The sequence below is a fragment of the Bradyrhizobium symbiodeficiens genome, assembly GCF_002266465.3.
Classification (GTDB): Bacteria; Pseudomonadota; Alphaproteobacteria; order Rhizobiales; family Xanthobacteraceae; genus Bradyrhizobium; species Bradyrhizobium symbiodeficiens.
The window spans coordinates 3,268,349-3,288,464 of the sequence record NZ_CP029427.2 but is presented as its reverse complement, the minus strand read 5'-3'; the positions used below and the strand labels follow the sequence as shown (position 1 = coordinate 3,288,464).

The window sequence follows — 20,116 nt, the reverse complement described above, 5'->3', positions numbered from 1 at the left end:
TTCGCTAATCCGCCATACGGCTCGATTTGGCGATTACAGGCTGCCGGAGGGTGGGCAAAGCAAAGCGTGCCCACGACTTCTTGCTTCCATGAACGGATGGTGGGCACGGCGCTTGTGCGCCTTTGCCCACCCTACGAGACCGTCTTCGCCGCCCCCAGCGTCCGCACCGCGATCGCCACGCAGACCACCATCAGCATCGCCGCGAGCAGGAACGGCGCGCCGGGCAGATGCAGCGGCGCGCTGGCGCCGATGAAATATGAAAATGTGAGCGTGAACAGGAAGGGGCCGACGAGCTGCGACACGCTCTGCACGCTCGCGGTCGCGCCCTGGAGCTGGCCCTGCTGATCGGGCGCGACCAGCCGCGTCATCAGCGCTTGCGAGGCTGCACCCGAGATGCCCCACAGCGCCAGAATGGGAATCCCGATCCAGGACAGCGGCCCGGTCGGCGCACTGCCGAGGACCAAAAAGCCGAGCGCCCCACAACACAGGCCGAGCAGGAGCGCATTCCGCTCGCCGAGCACCCGCACGATGGCGCCGATTGCGAGCCCCTGCACCACCATGGCGCAGATGCCGACCATAGCCAGCGTCAATCCTACCGTCTTGGAATCCCAGCCGTAGCGATAGGTCGCATAGAGCACGAAGGTCGAAGGCAGCACGACATGCGCGACCTGCGCGATGAAATTGACGACGGACAACGCGGCAAGCATCGCATTGGAGCGCAGCAGGCGGAGCGCACCGACCGGACTGGCGCTCCTCCAGCGGAACGGCTGGCGCTTGTCGGGCGCGAGCGATTCCGGCAGGACGAACAGCCCGTAGAGCGCATTGGCGAAGCTGAGCGCGGCCGACGCCCAGAACGGCAGCCGCGGATCGATATCGCCGAGCAGGCCGCCAAGCGCTGGCCCCAGGATGAAGCCGGCGCCGAAGGCCGCGCCAATCCGGCCGAACACCGCCGCACGCCGCTCCGGCGGCGTGATATCGGCGATGTAGGCAAACGCCGTCGAAATGCTGGCCGAGGTGATGCCGGAGATCACGCGGCCGACGAACAACCACAGCAGGGATGGCGCCAGCGCCATCAGCACGTAATCGGCGGCGAGGCCGAAATTCGACAGCAGCACCACCGGCCGCCGCCCGAAGCGATCCGACAGCGCCCCCAACAGCGGCGAGAACACGAATTGCATCAGCGCCCAAGCGGTGCCGAACAGGCCGAAGATGCGCGCCGCGTGCGCGGTGTCGTTGTCGACGAAGCTCTCGATCAGCTTCGGCAGGATCGGCATGATCACGCCGAGCGCGAGCATGTCCAGGAGGATGGTAACGAAGATGAAGGCGACGGCACCGCGCCGGACCGGCGCAGCGCCCTGCGCCATCGCCTCGCCGGCGCCGTCACTCATGACGGCCGCTTGCGCTTGTGGGCGAAGGGGTTGGCCTTCTCACGCAAGGTGATGCGCACCGGCGTGCCCGGCAGCTCGAAAGTCTCGCGCATGGAATTGATGAGGTAGCGCAGATAGGACTGCGGCACCGCGTCGGCGCGCGAGCAGAACAGCACGAAGCTCGGCGGGCGGGCCTTGGTCTGGGTGATGTAATTGAGCTTGAGCCGTCGGCCGGACACGGCCGGCGGCGGATTGGCCTGGACTGCCTGCTCGAACCAGCGGTTCAATGCCGAAGTCGACACGCGCTTGTTCCAGAGCGCGTAGGCGTCCTGGATCGCCTGCATCAGCCGATCGATGCCCTCGCCCATCAGGCCCGAGACGGCGACAATCGGCACGCCCTTGATCTGCGGCAGCAAATGGTCGGCATCGCGACGCAGGCCCGAGATCGCGCCGCCCCCCTTGCTCTCCATTAGATCCCATTTATTGACGGCGAGCACGACAGCGCGGCCCTCGCGCTCGATCAGATCGGCAATGCGCAAATCCTGCTCTTCGAAGCGGTTCTGCGAATCCATCATCATCACGACCACTTCGGCAAAACGGACGGCGCGCAGGGCGTCGGCGACCGAAAGCTTTTCCAGCTTCTCCTCGATGCGGGAGCGCCGGCGGAGACCTGCGGTATCGAACACGCGAAACTCGCGGCCCTTCCAGTTGATCTCGACCGCGATGGAATCGCGCGTGGTGCCGGCCTCCGGGCTCGTCAGCAGGCGTTCTTCGCCGAGCAGATGGTTGATCAGCGTCGACTTGCCGGCGTTGGGCCGGCCGACGATGGCGACCCGGATCGGGCGCGTCGCGGCCTCTTCCTCGGTGAGGGGCGCGTCGTCCTCGGCCTCATCCTCTTCGACGGGCTCCGGCATCAGCTTGGCGAGCGCGTCGTAAAGCTCGCCCATGCCCTCGCCGTGCTCGGCCGAGATCTGGATGGGATCGCCAAGGCCGAGCGCGAAGGCTTCCATCGCGCCGGCATCGCCGTGCTTGCCCTCGCTCTTGTTGGCGACCAGCAGCACCGGCTTGTTGGCCTTGCGGGCGAAATCGGCGAAGGCGCGGTCGGTGGGCGTGAGACCGACGCGGGCATCGACGACGAAGAACAGCGCATCGGCTTGCGCGATCGCGGTCTCGGTCTGCTCCTGCATCCGCGCGGTCAGCGAGCCCTTGGCGCCCTCGTCGAGGCCGGCGGTATCGATGATGGTGAATTCGAGATCGCCGAGCCTGGCCTCACCCTCGCGGCGGTCGCGGGTGACGCCCGGCAGGTCGTCGACGAGCGCGAGCTTCTGTCCGACCAGACGGTTGAACAGCGTCGATTTGCCGACATTGGGGCGGCCGATGATGGCAATTGTGAAGGGCATCAGTCATTCGTGCGCTGCCGGAGCCGCGTCTGTCAATGCAATGAAAAATTAGCGCGAGAAGCTGCCGCTCGGCAGCGGCGCCGGGAAGCTGCCCTGCGTCTGCTGCTGCGTGGTCTGGGTCGGTTGCGCCTGCTGGACCGGCTGGTCCGGCGGCGGCGCAGTGGTGCGCTTGCGGACGATCTTGTGCTTGGGCGGCGGAGCGGCCGTGGCCGGCGCCGCCTCCGGCTGGGCCTCGCCGTCGACTTCGCCAGCGGGCGCCTCCGCGGGCGCGACGGCTGCGGCGGCGGGCTGCCTGGTGTGCTTCGCCTTGGCTCCCTTCGCCGGCTTGGCCGGCTCGGGCGGCGGCTCCGCGGGCAAAGCCGCGACGGCAGGCGCGTTCGGATCCGGCTGCTGCTGCGCGCCCTTGTACAATTCTCTCGGCACGCCCTGCTCCAGACCCGGCACGCCATCCGGGAAGACCGGCTTGCGGTCGCCCGGCAGCTTCTTCTTGGTGTCGAGGAAGTCGAGCATGTCGCTTGGATCGAAGCTGGAGCAGCCGCCCAGGACGCCCGTGAAGGCGATCAGGACGGCGGCTGCGATCAAGCGTGGCGTGCGGCGCATCTTGTGTCTCGTTTACGTCTTAAGGACCGTCGTCGGCTGTTCTTGCTCAGCTCTTTTGCTCAGCTCTTGGCGACGGGCGGAAGCAGGGCCTGGAGCGCCTCGGCGCGGGAGCGCAGGCCGGGCGGCGTTTCGCCGTCTTCACCGATCGCGTCGAGCCATTTGCGGGCCGCGGTCATGTCGTTGTTGCGCCAGGCCGACAGCGCCAGCATCTCGCGGGCGCTATGGCGGAAGGTTGATTTGGGCGCCGCGGAAGACTCCAGCCGCTGCTGCATGTCGGCATAGGACGCACTGTCGAGCAGCAGACCGGCGGCGCGGATCCTGGCCAGATCCTGCCACTCACCACCGACGCTGCGGTCTGCAGCGATGTCGTCATACATCTTGGCAGCAGCCTTGGCGTCGCGGGGCGCCGCCTCGGCCGCGGCACGCAGGCGCGCCAGGGTGCGATAGCCCGACGGCGCCTTGCCGGCGAGCTCGGTGAAGGCCGCCTCGGCCTCGGCGTGCTTGTCCTGCTCGGACAGCTCGGCAGCCTTCTCGAAGGCGGCGCCGGCTGCGGCGGCCTTCTGGGCCTGAAAGTACTTGTAGCCCTGCCAGCCAGCGGCGGCAGCCACGACCAGCACCATCAGGGCGATGAAGACAATCGAATACTTGTCCCACAGCTTCTTGAACTGTTCGCGACGTACTTCCTCGTCGACTTCGTTAAATAATTCAGACACTTATGCTAATCCCATACCCGTCCGGGTGCGCGCGCCAAGGCGTTCGCGTCAGGAATCCCGTCCCCCACGTGGCGGCGAGGTACCCTAACGATATGGCGCTGGCAAGGCAAAGCGAGCCCGATCAAGGCGTTAACCACCCGGGACAGCCCAGGGTTCGTCTGCCCGGCTCAAGTGCCCAGAAGCTCCCGGAGCTGCCGCTTCAGCACCTTGCCGTTGGCGTTGCGCGGCAGCGGCTCCGGTGTGATCGCCATGGTCTCGGGAACCTTGTAGTCGGACAGGCGCTCGGCGCACCAGGCCCGCAAGGCCTCGCCGGCGACCGGCTCCCGCGTCACCACCACGGCGTGGACGCGCTCGCCCAGCACCGGGCAGGCCTTGGCGATGATCGCGCTCTCGATCACGGCGGGATGGCCGGCCAGCACGGATTCCACCTCGGCCGAATAGATCTTCAGACCACCGCGATTGATCATGTCCTTCTGCCGGTCGAACACGCGCACGAAGCCATCCGCATCGACCGAGCCGAGATCGCCCGAATGCCAGAATCCGCTGGTGAAGCTCTCGGCGGTGGCCTTCGGGTTGTTCCAGTAGCCCTTGATGACGGAAGCACTCTGAATCCAGAGCTCGCCGATCTCGCCATCGGGCAGCTCGCGCCCGTCCGGATCCATCGCGACGATGCGCGCGCCGGGACACGGCAGGCCGACGCTGTCGATATGGCTTTCGGTCAGTTCGCCCGGCATGATCGTCGAGGGCGATGTCGTCTCGGTCGCGCCGTAGCAATTCATCAGCTTCAGGCCGGGAATGGTCGCCTTGAGCTTCTCGATGGTGGCGACCGGCATCGGCGCGCCGCCGAAGCCGCCGATGCGCCAGCTCGACAGGTCGTAGCTGTCGAAATCCGGCTGCAGCAGACAAAGATTATACATCGCCGGCACCATCACCGTGTAGGTGACGCGCTCGCGCGCGGCGAGCTTGAGATAATCGGCGGCCTTGAACTCCGGCATGATGATCAGCGCACCGGCGCAGCAGATCATCGTCGTGATGTTGGCGACGATTCCGGTGACATGGCCGAGCGGCACCGCCGCAATCGATCGATCCGCGTCCGTCAATTGCAGGCAGGACACGAACACCATCGAGGAATGGACGATGTTGCAATGGGCGAGCATCGCGCCCTTCGGCTTGCCTGTGGTGCCCGAGGTGTAGAGGATCATCGCGGTGTCCTCCTCGCTCACCTCGACCGGCGCAGGCGCCGGCGGGTTGTCAGCGAGCGCCGCAAAGCGCGAGCGAGCCGGATCGTCGTCGACCGCGATGCGGTGTACGAGATCAGGCACCTGCTGCGCATCGGGCAGCCGCTCGGCGAGGCCTGCTTCGTGGATCAGGATCTTGGCGCCGCAATCGGCGAGGACATAGGCGATCTCCGGCTTCTGCTGGCGCGTGCTGAGCAGCACCGTCACCAGCCCCTCATGCGCGGCGGCGAACAGCAGCAGCGGAAATTCGATGCGGTTGCCGAGCAGGATCGCGACGCGGTCGCCGCGCTGCAGGCCGAGCTTGCGGAGGCCCGCGGCGATCCGCGCAGCCTGCTCCACAACCTGCCGCCAGCTCAGCCGGACATTGCCTGCGATCAGCGCCTCGCCGTCGGCATTGCGATCGCGCGCCTCCGCGATCATCGCCCATACGCTCGACGGCCGGTCGCAAAAGGCCGGTACCACGCGGTCGCCGAAGCGCCCCTCGAACCGCATCGGCGGGATCTGAGATTGCGACCAGTCCATCGAAGGGCCCCCGCTTGTTGCTCTTATTGGCTTCCACGCATGGACATCACGGTTTCGTCTTGTGCCGACCGGCTAGACCCCGATCACGGGAACGCCGATCACGACCGGGTGGAACGCAAAGGCCAGCGCAAGATAGGCCACGACGCCGACGGCGACCGCAATCAGATCGTTGCTGACGCCGCCCACCGGGATCGGCGGGCCGCCGCCGTCGGTGCGATGTTTCAGCGAAATGCGGTCATAGACCGCCCAGCCCAGGAACGAGCCGAACAGGATGATGGAGCCAAGGTCGCCGTTGGCCAGAAGATGCGCCGCCGCCCACAGCTTGACGCCGGCCAGCATCGGGTGCTTCAGCGTCGCGTAGATGCGGCCGCGCAAATAAGAGGCGACCACCAGGATCACCGCGGGCAGCATCAGGGCGAGCGTGATGTGCTTCATCGCCTTCGGCGGATACCAGACGTCGATCCATCCCGTCGCACGGTAATGCGCAAAGCCCCAGATGATCAGCGCGAGACCCGCGAGCGAGACCACGGCATAGAGGATCTTGTAGGTCCCCTCACCCAGCCTTGCGATCGCCTGCGCGCGCGCCTCACGTTTGGTGGTGAACACATGGGCCGCAAAAAACAGCGCAAGCCCCAGGATCATGACCAGCAGACCCACGACATCCTCCCCTCAAGCAGCCCCCGCCAATGGCGTATCATCGATTGGCCCGCGGTCGCAACTCTCACCATGCAGGCCGGCTGTTGCGACACCTGAGCCTTTCATCCTTCGAGACGCGCGTGAAGAACGCGCTCCTCAGGATGAGGGGATAGAGCTATTTTCCCAACTCGCGATTGTCGACATAGCGGATCGCGATCGGCCGCCCGGCCAGGGCGCCGGCGAGTCCGTCGGTGAATTTCAGCGGCAGGCAGGCGTTCAGCGATGCGTTGATCGCATTCAGATAGGTCGTGCGGGTTTCGGCCGGAACGCCTGGGGTCGCGAATGTGAGGCGCGGCGGGCCGATCAGGCCACCGGCCCTGTTGAAGCTGAAACGCACCGACATCTGCATGCCCGCGCGCATATTGTCCGATGGCGGCGACCAACAGCTGCGCAGCTCGGCGAAGAGGTCGCCGATCGTGTCGAGATCGTGATCGGGCTTTTGATACTTTGCGCGATCGGCCTCGGACGGCACGCTTTGGATCGTCAGCTGAAGGTTCTGGCCGTAGGGATAATCGATCTCCGGGATGCAGGGACCGGGTTCGAGCGGGCTGCAATAGGACGGCGTGCAGGGCCGGCCGTCGAGCACACTGCACGGCTCGTGCGCGAACGGGATCGGATTAATCTGGCGGCGCCGCGCGTCGGCCGCAGCGATCGATATCGCCAGCAGGAGAAGAATGAAGATGCTGCGCCACATGATGCGAACTCGCGATGCCACTTGGACAAACGTGGCACCGTCCTTGAACGCGTCAAGCCAGCGCGCGTTCACATGCTCGCGCGCAATTGGCTGGGGCGCTCTACCCCTTCTTCTTGACGTCCTTGACGTTGGTGAACTCGATGCCCTCGGCGCGCTCCTTGGTGTAGCCGAGATAGAACTCGTTCCGCGCGAGATAGACGGGATCGCCGTCGACGTCGTCGGCGATGCTGGAGGTGTTGGCGGCGATGAAGGTGTCGAGCTTCTTGCGGTCCTCCGAGGAAACCCAGCGCGCCAGCTGGAATTCGCTGACCTCGAACTCGACCGGCAACGAATACTCCGCCTCCAGCCGCGCCTTGAGCACGTCGAGTTGGAGTGCGCCGACGACACCGACCAGCGCCGGCGCGCCGTCGCGCGGACGGAACACCTGCACCACACCCTCCTCCGACATCTGCTGCAGCGCTTCCTTCAGCTTCTTGGCCTTCATTGCGTCGGTGAGGCGGACGCGGCGGACGATTTCCGGCGCGAAGCTGGGCACGCCCACGAAGTTGAAATCCTCACCCTCGGTCAGCGTGTCGCCGATGCGCAGCGTGCCGTGATTGGGAATGCCGACCACGTCGCCGGCGAAAGCTTCGTCCGCGACCGAACGGTCCTGTGCGAAGAAGAATTGCGGGCTAGACAGCGGCATGCTCTTGCCGGTGCGCACCAGCTTGGCCTTCATGCCGCGGCTGAGCTTGCCCGAGCAGAGGCGCGCGAACGCGATGCGGTCGCGGTGGTTCGGATCCATGTTGGCCTGGATCTTGAACACGAAGGCGCTCATGCGCGGATCGGTGGCCTCGACCCTGCGCTGGTCGCTGTCCTGCGCGCGCGGCTCCGGCGCGAACTTGCCGAGGCCTTCCAAGAGGTCGCCGACGCCGAAATTGCGCAACGCGCTGCCGAAATAGACCGGCGTCAGATGGCCCTCGCGGAACGCATCGAGCTCGAACGGTTTTGACGCTTCGGTGACGAGCTCGAGCTCGTCCTTGACCGCGGAGACGTCGAGATTGGCGTTGAGCTTGGCGAGTTCGGCGATCTCGATCTGCTGCGCCGCGCCGGTCTTGGCGCCGCCGCCTTCGAGCAGGCGCACGCCGCCATTGACGACGTCGTAGGTGCCGAGGAAGTCGCGGCCGCGGCCGACCGGCCATGTCATCGGTGTGGTGTCGAGCGCCAGCGTCTTCTCGATCTCGTCGAGCAGTTCGAACACGTCGCGGCTCTCGCGGTCCATCTTGTTGATGAAGGTGATGATCGGAATATCCCGAAGACGACACACCTCGAACAGCTTTCGGGTGCGCGCCTCGATGCCCTTGGCGGCGTCGATCACCATAACCGCGGAATCGACCGCCGTGAGCGTACGATAGGTGTCTTCCGAGAAGTCCTCGTGGCCCGGCGTGTCCAGCAGGTTGAACACGAGGCCTTCGAACTCGAAGGTCATCACCGAGGTCACGACCGAGATGCCGCGCTCGCGCTCGATCTTCATCCAGTCCGACCGCGTGTTGCGCCGCTCGCCCTTGGCCTTGACCTGGCCGGCGAGGTTGATGGCGCCGCCGAACAGCAGCAGCTTTTCGGTCAGCGTGGTCTTGCCGGCGTCGGGATGGGAGATGATCGCAAACGTGCGCCGCCGCGCCACTTCCGCGGCAAGCGGGGAACGGGCCGGCGATTCGGCTGTGGTGGTGGCGATGTCGGACATGGCGGCAGCGTGTGGCAGGGAAAACGGGCCTGATCAAGCCTCATTTGGTGATTGCGGAGCCTTCCAGCCAGCCCCATATCGGCCTTGGCCATACTTGGCCTTGGGGGGAGGACGGCCTCCCCGCCCATCAGCATGTCAGCCGCGGGGACGACCCTGCCTTGAATGGAGGGTCGTCATGGCCTGGAGCATCCTGTTCGTCGCGGGCCTTCTCGAGATCACCTGGGCGATCGGCCTGAAATACACCGAGGGCTTTACCAGGCTAGTTCCGTCCGTCGTCACGCTCGCGGCCATGGCCGGCAGCGTCATCCTGCTCGGATTTGCACTCAAATCCCTACCCGTTGGAACCGCCTATGCGGTGTGGACCGGCATCGGCGCGGTCGGCACCGCGACGCTGGGCATCGTCCTGTTCGGCGAGCCGGCCACGGCCCTTCGCCTTGCCAGCATCGGCCTCATCGTCGGCGGGATCGTGGGGCTGAAGCTGGTTACTTGACGAAGAGCTTGACCGCCCACCAGGTCAGCGCCGCCACGATGGCCGAGGCGGGCATCGTGATGACCCAGGCATAGACGATCGAGCTGGCGACATTCCAGCGCACCGCCGAGAGGCGCCGGGCGGCCCCCACGCCGACGATGGCACCGGTGATGGTGTGGGTGGTTGAGACGGGAACCCCAAGATAGGTCGCCATGAACAGGGTCGCGGCACCGCCGGTCTCGGCGCAAAAACCCTGCATCGGCGTCAATTTCGTGATGCGCAGGCCCATGGTGCGGACGATGCGCCAGCCGCCCATCAGCGTACCCATTGCCATCGCGGCTTGGCACGACAGCACCACCCAGAAGGGAACGAAGAATTCGCCACCCAGATGGCCCTGCGAGTAAAGCAGCACGGCGATGATACCCATGGTCTTCTGCGCGTCGTTGCCGCCGTGACCGAGCGAATAGAGCGAGGCAGAGGCGAATTGCAGGATGCGGAAGGCGCGATCGACCGCGAAGGGCGTGGAGCGCACCGAAGCCCAGGAGACGATCGCAACCAGCACCATCGCGAGCAGGAAGCCGACGAGCGGAGACAGCACGATTGCGATCACCGTCTTGGACAATCCGCTCCAGACCGCCGCCGAAAGACCGGCTTTGGCCACGCCGGCACCAAACAAGCCGCCGATCAAGGCGTGAGATGAGGACGACGGGATGCCGAGCGCCCAGGTCACGAGGTTCCAGACGATGGCGCCGACCAGGGCTGCGAAGATCACCTGGGCATCGACGATCGCGGGATCGATGATGCCGGTGCCGATGGTCTGGGCGACGTGCAGCCCGAACACCATGAAGGCGACGAAATTGAAGAACGCGGCCCAGAATACCGCGAATTGCGGCCGCAGCACGCGGGTCGAGACGATGGTCGCGATCGAATTGGCGGCGTCGTGCAGGCCGTTCAGGAAGTCGAACAGCAGCGCGACGGCGATCAGTCCGACCAGGACGGGAAGACCCAACGCGGCATCCACAGCGGCCCTGCCCTATACTTGCTCGATGACGATGCTGTTGATCTCGTTCGCGACGTCGTCGAAGCGATCGGCCACCTTTTCGAGGTGGTCGTAGATCTCGACGCCGACGATGAAGTCCATCGCATTGCCGTCGCGATGCTTGAGAAACAGCTCCTTCAGGCCGATGTCGTGGAGATCGTCGACGCGGCCCTCGAGCTTGCCGAGCTCCTCCGTGATCGCGGTCAGCATGGCGACGTTCGGGCCGATCGATTGCATCAGCGGCAGCGCGCGGCCGACCAGATTGGCGCATTCGATCAGAAGCCCGCCGATCTCGCGCATCGGCGGCTCGAAGGTGCGGACCTCGAACAGCATCACCGCCTTGGCCGTCTGCTGCATCTGGTCGATGGCGTCGTCCAACGACGTGATCAGGTTCTTGATGTCGCCGCGGTCGAACGGGGTGATGAAGGTGCGGCGCACCGCCGTCAGCACCTCTCGAGTGATGTTATCGGCGTCGTTCTCGAACTGGTTGACGCGCTGGCAATAGACCGGCGTCTCCTCGCCCCCGTTCAGCATGCCCTGGAGCGCGATGGAGCCCTGGATCACCGTTTGGGCATGCCGGTCGAACAGGTCGAAGAACCGTTCTTCCTTGGGCAGGAAAGCACGAAACCATCGCATCATGGGGGTAGGCTACCGGTTGGAAATGGCCCGGCCTTAGTGGCCGTCACAAAACTGTCATAGACCATTTTCGCTCCGCGCGCGTGTCATCTCACGCCCGCGGAGCCGGGTCATCCACCGCTTTCAAACGGCCGGTAAACTGCTTTTGAGTCAGATAGTTAGAGCGACCGCCGGAAGTAATGCGCGATTTCGCCGATGACGCCGCGGCGGAAGGTGAGCACGCAGACCACGAAGATCGAGCCCTGGATCACCGTCACCCACTGGCCGAAGCCGGCGAGATATTGCTGCATGGCGATGATCGCGAAGGCACCGACCACGGGGCCGAAGATGGTCCCGAGGCCGCCGACCAGCGTCATCAGCACGACCTCGCCCGACATCGACCAGTGGACGTCGGTGAGCGAGGCGTTCTGCGCCACGAACACCTTCAGCGCACCGGCAAAACCGGCCAGCGTTCCCGACAGCACGAAGGCCAGGAACTTGTACTGGTCGGTGCGGTAGCCGAGCGAAATCGCGCGCGGCTCGTTCTCGCGGATCGCCTTCAGCACCTCACCGAACGGCGAATTGATGATGCGGAAGATCAGCAGGAAGCCGGCGAGAAACCCGACCAGCACGACGTAGTAGAGCACCGTCGGCTTGGACAGATCGAAGACGCCGAACATGTGTCCCTGCGGGATGCCCTGGATGCCGTCCTCACCGTGGGTGAACGGAGCCTGCAGGTAGATGAAGTACAGCAGCTGCGACAGCGCCAGCGTGATCATCGAGAAATAGATGCCCTGACGGCGGATCGAGATGTAGCCGGTGATCAGCGAGAGCACGAAAGCCGCGGCGATGCCGACGAGGATGCCGAGTTCGGGCGGCAACGCCCACACTTTCAGCGCATGCGCGCAGCAATAGCCCGCGGTCCCCAGAAACATGGCGTGTCCGAATGACAACAGGCCGCCATAGCCGATCAGCAGATTGAAGGCGCAGGCGAGCAGCGCAAAGCACAGCGCCTGCATCACGAAGAACGGGTAGACGCCCGTGAATGGCACCGACGCCAGCAACAGCGCCATCACCACGAACACGATCATCTCGTCGCGCATCGCGCGAGGGGTCACCGGCAGCGTGTTGTCCGTCAGGGTTGTCATATCAGGCCGCCCTTCCCGTCAATCCCGTTGGCTTCACCAAGAGCACCAGCACCATCAGCACGAACACGACGGTGTTGGAGGCCTCGGGGTAGAAATATTTGGTCAGGCCCTCGATCACCCCGAGCGCGAAGCCGGTGATGATGGAGCCCATGATCGATCCCATGCCGCCGATCACGACCACCGCGAACACCACGATGATGAGATCGGCGCCCATCAGCGGCCGCACCTGGTTGATCGGCGCCGAGAGCACGCCCGCGAGCGCGGCAAGGCCGACGCCGAGGCCGTAAGTGAGCGTGATCATGCGCGGCACGTTGACGCCGAAAGCGCGCACCAGCGTCGGATTTTCGGTGGCGGCGCGCAAGTAGGCGCCGAGCCGCGTTTTCTCGATCAGGAACCAGGTCGCGATGCACACCACCAGCGAGAAGACGACCACCCAGCCGCGGTAGATCGGCAGGAACATGAAGCCGAGATTCATGCCGCCCTTGAGCTGATCCGGAATGGCGTAAGGCAGGCCGGAGGAGCCGAAATAGTTCTGGAACACGCCCTGCACGATCAGCGCGATGCCGAAGGTCAGGAGCAGGCCGTAGAGATGGTCGAGCCCGGTCAGCCATTGCAGCATGGTCCGCTCCAGGATCATGCCGAAGATGCCGACGATCACCGGTGCGATCAGCAGCGCCCACCAGTAGTTGATGCCGCCGAGGCTCAACAGGAAATAGGCAACGAAGGCGCCCATCATGTAGAGCGCGCCATGGGCGAAATTGATGATGTTGAGCATGCCGAAAATCACGGCAAGCCCGAGACTGAGCAGCGCGTAGAACGAGCCGTTGATCAGTCCCACAAGTAGCTGAGCGTATAGAGCCTGCATCGATCCCGCACCCGGTCCCTTCGGCGTTCCCTGAAAGTCGCCCGCGGGCCTTAAGGCCCCGCGGGTTATTATCTTACTTCTTCAAGAGCGCGCACTTGCTCTCGGACAGCGGCGTGAAAGCCTGGTCGCCCGGCACCGTGCCGACCAGCTTGTAGAAGTCCCACGGCCCCTTGGATTCGGAGGGCTTCTTCACCTCAAACAGATAGGCGTTGTGGATGGTGCGGCCGTTGGGCTGGATCTCGCCCTTGCCGAACAGCTCGTCCTCCGTCGGCATCGACTTCATCTTCTCGACGACCTTGACGCCGTCATGGGGATTGCCGCCGAGCGCATCGAGCGCCTTGAGATAGTGACGCACGCCCGCATAGACGCCGGCCTGCACCATGGTCGGCATCGCGCCGTTCTTCATCTTCTCGCCGAAACGCTTCGAGAACGCCCGGGTCTGGTCGTTCATGTCCCAGTAGAACGTCTCGGTGAAGTTGAGGCCTTGCGCCGTCTCCAGACCGATCGCCTTGACGTCAGTCAGGAAGAGCAGCAGCGCCGCGAGCTTCTGGCCGCCCTTGCCGATGCCGAATTCGGCTGCCTGCTTGATCGTGTTGGTGGTGTCGCCGCCGGCATTGGCAAGACCGATGATCTTTGCCTTGGATGACTGCGCCTGGAGCAGGAACGACGAGAAGTCCGGCGTGTTCAGCGGATGCTTGACGCCGCCGACCACCTTGCCGCCGTTGGCGGTCACGACCGCGCTGGTATCGCGCTCGAGCGCGGCACCGAAGGCGTAGTCGGCGGTCAGGAAGAACCAACTGTCGCCGCCCGCCTTCACCAGCGCCTGGCCGGTGGTGTGGGCCAGCATGTAGGTGTCGTAGGTCCAGTGCACGGTGTTGGGCGAGCACTGCGCGTTGGTGAGGTCGGAGGTCGCCGCGCCCGAATTGATGTAGACGCCGTTCTTTTCCTTGACGACGTTGTTGACGGCAAGTGCCACGCCGGAATTCGGCACGTCGACGATGATGTCGACCTTGTCGACGTCGAACCACTGCCGCGCGATCGCGGTGCCGATGTCGGGCTTGTTCTGGTGATCGCCGGAGATGATGTCGATCTTCCAGCCCTTCGCAGCCAGGCCGGAATCCTCAACGGCCATCTGTGCGGCAAGCGTCGAGCCGGGACCGCCGAGGTCGGCGTAGAGGCCGGACTGATCGGACAGCGCGCCGATCTTGACGGTCTTGTCCTGCGCGGACGCGACGTTTGTCACGGCGAAGGTGAGCGCGGTGGTCAGCAGCAATGATGCAATCGAGGTCGTCTTCATGCAACTATCCTTTTTGAATTTTCTCGTTGGCAATATCAGACACCAAGATAGGTGTGGAGCTTGTCCATGTTGGCGGCAAGATCCGCATTTGAAAATCCGTCAATGATCTTGCCGTGCTCGACGACGTAGTAGCGGTCGGCGACGGTGGATGCGAAGCGGAAATTCTGCTCGACCAGGAGGATCGTGAAACCCTCCTTCTTGAGCCGCGCGATGGTGTGGCCGATCTGCTGGATGATGACGGGCGCCAGGCCCTCGGTCGGCTCGTCCAGCATCAGGAAGCTCGCGCCGGTGCGCAGGATGCGCGCGATCGCGAGCATCTGCTGCTCGCCGCCGGACAGCTTGGTGCCCTGGCTGTTGAGCCGCTCCTTCAGGTTCGGGAACAGATCGAAGATCTGATCGAGCGGCAGCCCGCCTTCGCGGACCACCGGCGGCAGCATCAAATTCTCCCGCACGTCGAGACTGGCGAATATGCCCCGCTCTTCCGGGCAGAATGCGATGCCCATGCGCGCGATCTTGTCGGAGGTCGCGCGGATGATCTCCTGGTTGTTGAACTTCACCGAGCCGGTACGCTTGCCGATGATGCCCATGATCGACTTCAGCGTCGTCGTCTTGCCGGCGCCGTTACGCCCGAGCAGGGTGACGACCTCGCCCGCGTTCACGTCGAAATTGATCCCGTGCAGGATGTGGGACTCGCCGTACCAGGCTTCGAGGTTGCGGACCTGGAGGATGTTTCCGCCGGTCGCAGCCTTGGCCGGAGCCTCGGCAATCGCAGTATCAGGCATGACCGGCTCCCAGATAGGCTTCCTTGACGCGCTCGTCCTTGGTGAGCTCGCTGTAATGGCCCTGCGCCAGCACCTGCCCGCGCGTCAGCACGGTGATGATGTCGGAGAGGTTGGCCACGACGCTTAGATTATGCTCGACCATCAGGATGGTGTATTTCGCCGAGATGCGCTTGATCAGCGCCGCGATCTTGTCGATGTCTTCATGGCCCATGCCGGCCATCGGCTCGTCCAGCAGCATCATCTCAGGGTCGAGCGCAAGCGTGGTTGCGATCTCCAGTGCACGCTTGCGCCCATAAGGCATCTCGACCGCGGGCGTGTTGGCAAACTCGCTGAGGCCGACGTCGTTCAACAGATCGCGCGCGCGATCATTGAATTGGTTGAGCACGGACTTGGAGCGCCAGAAATCGAACGAGGAGCCGTGCTGGCGCTGAAGCGCGACGCGGACGTTTTCCAGCGCGGTGAGATGCGGAAACACCGCCGAAATCTGGAACGAACGAACAAGCCCCAGGCGTGCCACGTCGGCCGGGGCCATCGCGGTGATGTCCTGCCCCTTGTAGAGGATTTTTCCGGCAGACGGTTTCAGGAACTTGGTCAGAAGATTGAAGCACGTCGTCTTGCCGGCCCCGTTCGGGCCGATCAACGCATGAATGCTGCCACGGCGAACCTTGAGCGCAACGTCGCGGACGGCGAAGAAGCCCGCGAATTCCTTGCTCAAGCCTTCCGTTTCGAGAATAAACTCATCGGCCAAACAGATTTCCCCCTGCCCGCGAAAAGCGTGGCTATCCCTAGTTGCTTCGGCTTTCCGGGGGCCTTGGAGCTTATCCTTGCAGCCTGTCCCGAAACGTCGCCTCCGGGCGCGGAATATGCCGGAGGTGACGGGGGTTAGGCAAGGCGGAAAGCTGAGCAGATCAGGTCTCCGCCCGGGAGACTTATGCTCCCTTAGTCGGACCCGTTTCGATATCGCCTGCCCGGCTCGCCGGCTCGCAAGACACCGGTCGTCAAGCCGTCGTTAACGGTCTTTCGGCCCGCGCGCCAGCCTTCATAGAAAATTTTCCCGCGGGGAGGATCATGCGCGGGTTTCGAACTGCCGGGAATATTATTTTGAATTTCGCAAGCGCCGCTCCCTCCGTCGTCAAGTCGATCAGGCAGCGTGATCTCCTGAACACGTGGCTGCGACTTTATGCGCGCCAGCAGATCGCGCCGGCGGTCTGGGAATATCAGCCCGCGCGGCTCGAGGAAGAGCTGTCCGACCTCATCTATTACACGGTTGACGCTTCGACGCCGGCGCCGCGCCTGACCATCCAGAGCGAAGGCACGCGCATCTCCCGCGCTTATGGACATACCGGCAAGGGCGTTCTGCTCGACGATTATCTCGGGCCGCGACTCGTTCCCTTCGTGATGCCGGTTTATCAGGAATGCGTGGCACGCGGACTGCCCGTCTACAGCGTTGCCGACGTCGACGACATCTACGGGCGCATCGTCGCGTATGAACGGCTGCTGCTGCCTTTCCAGACCGGCGGCCAAGTCTGCCACGTCATCGCCTCGGTCAAGACCTTCTGCGAGGACGGTGGCTTCGAGATCAAGAATCTGATGCGCGGAAATGACGCGCTGCCGCGCCCGAAACTGCGTGCCGTGATCGATCGCGATCTGTTCCATCGCGCGCCTGGCCGCATCGCGACGGCCGATATCGTCGAATTCGCGGACCAGGCGGCTCCCGGAATCACCACCGAGATCGTCGAGCTGAACTAGTCTCAACGCGTCTTGGCGCCGACTTCCTTGGCATAGATGTCCGGCTTGAAGCCGACCAGCAGCTTGCCGCCGATCTCCAGCACCGGCCGCTTGATCATCGATGGTTGCGCTAGCATCAGCGCCAGCGCCTTCTTCTCGGTGACGCCTTCCTTGTCGGAATCGGGCAGCTTCTTGAACGTCGTGCCGGCGCGGTTGAGCAGCGTCTCCCAGCCGACCTTGTCGCTCCACTGCTTGAGCTTGTCCTTGTCCACGCCTGCCGCCTTGTAGTCGTGGAATTCATACGCGATGCCATGGGTGTCGAGCCAGGCGCGCGCCTTCTTCATGGTATCGCAGTTCTTGATGCCGTAGATGGTGGTGGGCAAGATGTTCCTCGCGCATGGCGTACGTGATGTTCGCAGCGTTGTACGAAACTCCGCCTCGCGCGACAATATTGCGAACGACGCCAACTCGCCGAACGGACATCCCATGCACGTCACCCACGATCCCGCAGCCGCCGCCACGCCGACCATCGACTTCAGCAGCTTCCTCGCGGTCGATATCCGCGTCGGCACCATCGTCGATGCAAAGCCGTTTCCGGAGGCACGCAAGCCGGCCTTTCGGCTGTGGATCGACTTCGGCCCGGTGATTGGGGTGCGCAAGAGTTCGGCCCAGATCACCGAGAACCATCCGCTCGATACGCTGGTGGGACAGCAGGTCGCCGCCGTGGTCAACTTCCCGCCGCGCCAGATCGGACCTGTCATCTCGGAGGTGCTGACGCTCGGCTTCCCCGATGCCGACGGCAAGGTCGTGCTCGTGCAGCCGAGCAAGCCAGTGCCGAACGGCGGACGGCTGTTCTAGCCGCGCACGATCAAGGGCTACGCCGCAGCCTCCGTCGGCCGCCTGCCAACCGTCAAATCCTCCCGGTTCCCAGACCCAGGCCATTGGGCCTTGACCAAACTCATGTTTGCAATTAAAAATGACTGACCGATCGTTTTTATTTTATCGACGGCTATACGGCTCTGCTTAGAGCTCGACATAAAAAACGATTGAACAGTCAGTTATTTACGGACACGCGGATGCCGAAGATCAGCGACAAGCAGCGTGAAGGCCGGCGGCAGCAGATTCTCGAAGCTGCCCTCGCATGCTTCGCCGAGGACGGTTTTCACCAGACCGGCATCGCCGACATCGTCAAGCGGTCCGGACTGAGCCACGGCGCAGTCTATCTCTACTTCCAGAGCAAGGACGACCTGATCGAGGCGCTCGCCGACGACCGGCATCGCCGCGAAGCCGTGCTCAACTCGGTCGCGCAAGGATCGGGTGATCCGATCGAGGGACTTCAAGCCCTGGTCCGCGTCTACGCGCAATGGCTCACCGATCCCGCCGGCGAAGCGCGGCGTCGCGTCGGCATCCATGGCTGGGCCGAAGCGCTGCGCAACCGCCGCGTCCGCGCCAGCGTCGTCGAAGGCATCGACATGCCGCGCGCGCTCATCGTCGCGCTGGTCGAGCGCGGCCAGCACAATGGCCTCATCAGGCGCGAACTCGGCGCGGACGCGATCGCGCGGGTGCTGGTTGCGATCTTCCAGGGCTTCGTGCTGCAAAAGTGCTGGGGCGAGGATTTTGACGTCGAGGCCTGCATAGCGGCTGTCGCCGGCGTGATCGACGGCTTCCGCACCACGAAACCCGACATCAAGCGACGAACCCGGGTGTGAGCGATGTCCTGGATTCACGAACTGCTCGCGGGTATCGGCGTCGGTCTCGTCGGAGGACTGACGTCCGGCTTCATGGGGACGAGCCCGGGTGGAGGCCTGGTGATCTTCTGTGTGCTGCTGCTCGGCGCGGAGCAGCATGTGGCCCAAGGTACGTCGCTGATCGCGCAGGTGCCGCCGACCGGCCTCGCCGGCGTGCGCCGCTACTGGCAGAACGGCAATCGCAGCCCGCTGCAATGGGTCATCTGGATCGGCGTCGGATTTCTGCTCGGTGGTGTCAGCGGCGGCTATGCCGCAACCGCCGTTTCCGACGCGGTCCTGCAATGGACCTATGTCGTCTACCTCGTCGCACTGATCGCTGCGCTGGTCCTGCGGCGTGACCGCAAGGACGGCAGCAGCGGGGCTGGCAATCCCGACAAATTGCCCTGGCTGCCCCTGCTTCTCATCGGCATGCTTGCCGGCTTTTCCTCCGGCTTCATGGGCATCGGCGGCGGCCTCGCGATCACCGTCTGCCTCGCCGCCGGCCTGCGCGTGCCGCAGCACCAGGCGCAACTCGTCAGCCTCGTCTTTTCGGTCATCCCGACCAACATTCCGGCGGCGTGGATCTACTGGAGCAAGGGACTCGTTGCCGGCTGGCCGGCCATCATCGGTATCGTCGCCGGCCTGTGGATCGGCACTGATCTCGGCGCACGCATGGCCAATGGCGTCGGCAAATCGGTGCTGCGCCGGACCATGATCGTCCTGGTCTCGCTGATGGCGCTGTACATGACCTACAAGGCGTTGAGCTAGCTAGTTTCACGGCCGCTTCGGAATGTTCAGCCCGCGCTGCACCGCCGGGCGCGCCAACCCGCGTTCGAGCCAGGCTCCGACCGATTTGAATTGAGCGAATTCGACCAGATCGGCCGCCCCGTAGAAGCCGATGAGGTTGCGCACCCAGCCCAGCATGGAGACGTCGGCGATGGTGTAGTCGTCATCCATGAACCATTGCCGTCCCGAAAGATGCGCTTCCATCACACCGAGCAGGCGCCTGGCTTCGGCGACGTAGCGGTCGCGCGGACGCTTGTCCTCGAAATCCTTGCCGGCGAATTTGTGGAAGAAGCCGACCTGGCCGAACATCGGCCCGATGCCGCCCATCTGAAAGTGCACCCACTGGATGGTCTGGTAGCGGCGCGCAGCATCCTCGGGCAGAAGCTTGCCGGTCTTTTCCGCGAGGTATTGCAGGATCGCCCCGGACTCGAACAGCGGCAGCGGCCTTCCGCCGGGCCCGTTGGGATCGAGGATCGCCGGGATCTTGCCGTTCGGATTGAGCGAGACGAATTCAGCCGTCTTCTGATCGTCCTTGCCGAAATCGACGAGATGGACCTCGTAGGGAAGCCCGATCTCTTCCAGCATGATCGAGACCTTGACGCCGTTCGGCGTCGGCAGCGAATAGAGCTGTAGCAGCTCGGGATGTTTGGCCGGCCAGCGCTTGGTGACGGGGAAGGCGGCGAGATCTGACATCGGCACTCCGGCTG

Annotated in this window: 22 protein-coding genes; 5 read left to right on the top strand and 17 right to left on the bottom strand. The window is 64.3% G+C overall.

Annotation, left to right across the window (positions count from 1 at the left end; translation table 11 throughout):
- Nucleotides 1-131: 131 nt before the first annotated feature.
- The 8 genes from CIT39_RS15040 to CIT39_RS15005 form a co-directional block, all read right to left on the bottom strand.
- Nucleotides 132-1,388 (bottom strand): TCR/Tet family MFS transporter, encoded by a 1,257-nt coding sequence (locus tag CIT39_RS15040; RefSeq protein ID WP_094974550.1) that lies wholly within the window; start codon nucleotides 1,386-1,388, stop codon nucleotides 132-134.
- A complete protein-coding gene (der, locus tag CIT39_RS15035) occupies nucleotides 1,385-2,767 on the bottom strand; it encodes a ribosome biogenesis GTPase Der (protein ID WP_094974551.1) in 1,383 nt (460 codons plus the stop codon). Before der ends, CIT39_RS15040 begins: the two co-directional genes overlap by 4 nt.
- 48 nt (nucleotides 2,768-2,815) lie before the next feature.
- Entirely contained in the window at nucleotides 2,816-3,367 is a 552-nt protein-coding gene (locus CIT39_RS15030; RefSeq protein WP_094974552.1) for a hypothetical protein, read from the bottom strand.
- 59 nt (nucleotides 3,368-3,426) lie between these two features.
- The gene (locus CIT39_RS15025; RefSeq protein ID WP_094974553.1) at nucleotides 3,427-4,080 is read right to left on the bottom strand and encodes a tetratricopeptide repeat protein; all 654 of its coding nucleotides are present in this window, start codon (nucleotides 4,078-4,080) and stop codon (nucleotides 3,427-3,429) included.
- A gap of 167 nt (nucleotides 4,081-4,247) precedes the next feature.
- Nucleotides 4,248-5,840 (bottom strand): class I adenylate-forming enzyme family protein, encoded by a 1,593-nt coding sequence (locus CIT39_RS15020; protein ID WP_094974554.1) that lies wholly within the window; start codon nucleotides 5,838-5,840, stop codon nucleotides 4,248-4,250.
- Nucleotides 5,841-5,912: 72 nt separating this feature from the next.
- Nucleotides 5,913-6,497 carry an NnrU family protein gene (locus tag CIT39_RS15015; RefSeq protein WP_094974555.1) on the bottom strand — a complete coding sequence of 195 codons (585 nt, stop codon included), beginning with the start codon at nucleotides 6,495-6,497 and terminating at the stop codon, nucleotides 5,913-5,915.
- Between the two features lie 154 nt (nucleotides 6,498-6,651).
- Nucleotides 6,652-7,230: a hypothetical protein gene (locus CIT39_RS15010; RefSeq protein WP_094974749.1), complete on the bottom strand. Its 579-nt coding sequence runs from the start codon at nucleotides 7,228-7,230 to the stop codon at nucleotides 6,652-6,654.
- A gap of 100 nt (nucleotides 7,231-7,330) precedes the next feature.
- A complete protein-coding gene (locus tag CIT39_RS15005; protein WP_094974556.1) occupies nucleotides 7,331-8,953 on the bottom strand; it encodes a peptide chain release factor 3 in 1,623 nt (540 codons plus the stop codon).
- 175 nt (nucleotides 8,954-9,128) lie between these two features.
- Between CIT39_RS15005 and sugE the strand changes: the two genes are divergently transcribed.
- Nucleotides 9,129-9,443 (top strand): quaternary ammonium compound efflux SMR transporter SugE, encoded by a 315-nt coding sequence (gene sugE, locus CIT39_RS15000; RefSeq protein ID WP_094974557.1) that lies wholly within the window; start codon nucleotides 9,129-9,131, stop codon nucleotides 9,441-9,443.
- Here sugE and CIT39_RS14995 read toward each other — a convergent pair.
- The 7 genes from CIT39_RS14995 to CIT39_RS14965 form a co-directional block, all read right to left on the bottom strand.
- Entirely contained in the window at nucleotides 9,436-10,443 is a 1,008-nt protein-coding gene (locus CIT39_RS14995; RefSeq protein ID WP_094974558.1) for an inorganic phosphate transporter, read from the bottom strand. The genes sugE and CIT39_RS14995 overlap by 8 nt on opposite strands.
- Nucleotides 10,444-10,455: 12 nt before the next feature.
- A complete protein-coding gene (locus CIT39_RS14990; RefSeq protein ID WP_028136881.1) occupies nucleotides 10,456-11,100 on the bottom strand; it encodes a DUF47 domain-containing protein in 645 nt (214 codons plus the stop codon).
- A 155-nt stretch (nucleotides 11,101-11,255) separates the two neighbouring features.
- Nucleotides 11,256-12,224, bottom strand: coding sequence for a branched-chain amino acid ABC transporter permease (locus CIT39_RS14985; RefSeq protein ID WP_094974559.1), 969 nt, complete (start codon nucleotides 12,222-12,224; stop codon nucleotides 11,256-11,258).
- 1 nt (nucleotide 12,225) lies between these two features.
- Nucleotides 12,226-13,089 carry a branched-chain amino acid ABC transporter permease gene (locus CIT39_RS14980; RefSeq protein WP_094974560.1) on the bottom strand — a complete coding sequence of 288 codons (864 nt, stop codon included), beginning with the start codon at nucleotides 13,087-13,089 and terminating at the stop codon, nucleotides 12,226-12,228.
- Between the two features lie 73 nt (nucleotides 13,090-13,162).
- On the bottom strand, nucleotides 13,163-14,386 hold the full coding sequence (locus CIT39_RS14975) for an ABC transporter substrate-binding protein (protein WP_094974561.1): 1,224 nt from the start codon (nucleotides 14,384-14,386) through the stop codon (nucleotides 13,163-13,165).
- Nucleotides 14,387-14,421: 35 nt separating this feature from the next.
- Nucleotides 14,422-15,168, bottom strand: coding sequence for an ABC transporter ATP-binding protein (locus CIT39_RS14970; protein WP_094974562.1), 747 nt, complete (start codon nucleotides 15,166-15,168; stop codon nucleotides 14,422-14,424).
- Nucleotides 15,161-15,916 (bottom strand): ABC transporter ATP-binding protein, encoded by a 756-nt coding sequence (locus tag CIT39_RS14965; RefSeq protein WP_094974563.1) that lies wholly within the window; start codon nucleotides 15,914-15,916, stop codon nucleotides 15,161-15,163. Before CIT39_RS14965 ends, CIT39_RS14970 begins: the two co-directional genes overlap by 8 nt.
- 320 nt (nucleotides 15,917-16,236) lie before the next feature.
- Here CIT39_RS14965 and CIT39_RS14960 point away from each other — a divergent pair, with 320 nt between their 5' ends.
- Nucleotides 16,237-16,917 (top strand): PAS domain-containing protein, encoded by a 681-nt coding sequence (locus CIT39_RS14960; protein ID WP_162308508.1) that lies wholly within the window; start codon nucleotides 16,237-16,239, stop codon nucleotides 16,915-16,917.
- 2 nt (nucleotides 16,918-16,919) lie between these two features.
- Here CIT39_RS14960 and CIT39_RS14955 read toward each other — a convergent pair whose 3' ends face one another.
- The gene (locus CIT39_RS14955) at nucleotides 16,920-17,279 is read right to left on the bottom strand and encodes an ArsC family reductase (protein ID WP_094974565.1); all 360 of its coding nucleotides are present in this window, start codon (nucleotides 17,277-17,279) and stop codon (nucleotides 16,920-16,922) included.
- A 103-nt stretch (nucleotides 17,280-17,382) separates the two neighbouring features.
- On the opposite strand from CIT39_RS14955, the gene CIT39_RS14950 reads away from it, so the two are divergent.
- The 3 genes from CIT39_RS14950 to CIT39_RS14940 all read left to right on the top strand — a co-directional run bounded on the left by CIT39_RS14950 (nucleotide 17,383) and on the right by CIT39_RS14940 (nucleotide 19,391).
- The gene (locus CIT39_RS14950; RefSeq protein ID WP_094974750.1) at nucleotides 17,383-17,754 is read left to right on the top strand and encodes a tRNA-binding protein; all 372 of its coding nucleotides are present in this window, start codon (nucleotides 17,383-17,385) and stop codon (nucleotides 17,752-17,754) included.
- Between the two features lie 218 nt (nucleotides 17,755-17,972).
- A complete protein-coding gene (locus tag CIT39_RS14945; protein ID WP_094974566.1) occupies nucleotides 17,973-18,605 on the top strand; it encodes a TetR/AcrR family transcriptional regulator in 633 nt (210 codons plus the stop codon).
- 3 nt (nucleotides 18,606-18,608) lie between these two features.
- Nucleotides 18,609-19,391: a sulfite exporter TauE/SafE family protein gene (locus tag CIT39_RS14940; protein WP_094974567.1), complete on the top strand. Its 783-nt coding sequence runs from the start codon at nucleotides 18,609-18,611 to the stop codon at nucleotides 19,389-19,391.
- Between the two features lie 6 nt (nucleotides 19,392-19,397).
- Here the strand turns inward: CIT39_RS14940 and CIT39_RS14935 are convergent, their stop codons facing one another.
- Nucleotides 19,398-20,102: a glutathione S-transferase family protein gene (locus CIT39_RS14935; RefSeq protein WP_094974568.1), complete on the bottom strand. Its 705-nt coding sequence runs from the start codon at nucleotides 20,100-20,102 to the stop codon at nucleotides 19,398-19,400.
- Between the last annotated feature and the right edge of the window lie 14 nt (nucleotides 20,103-20,116).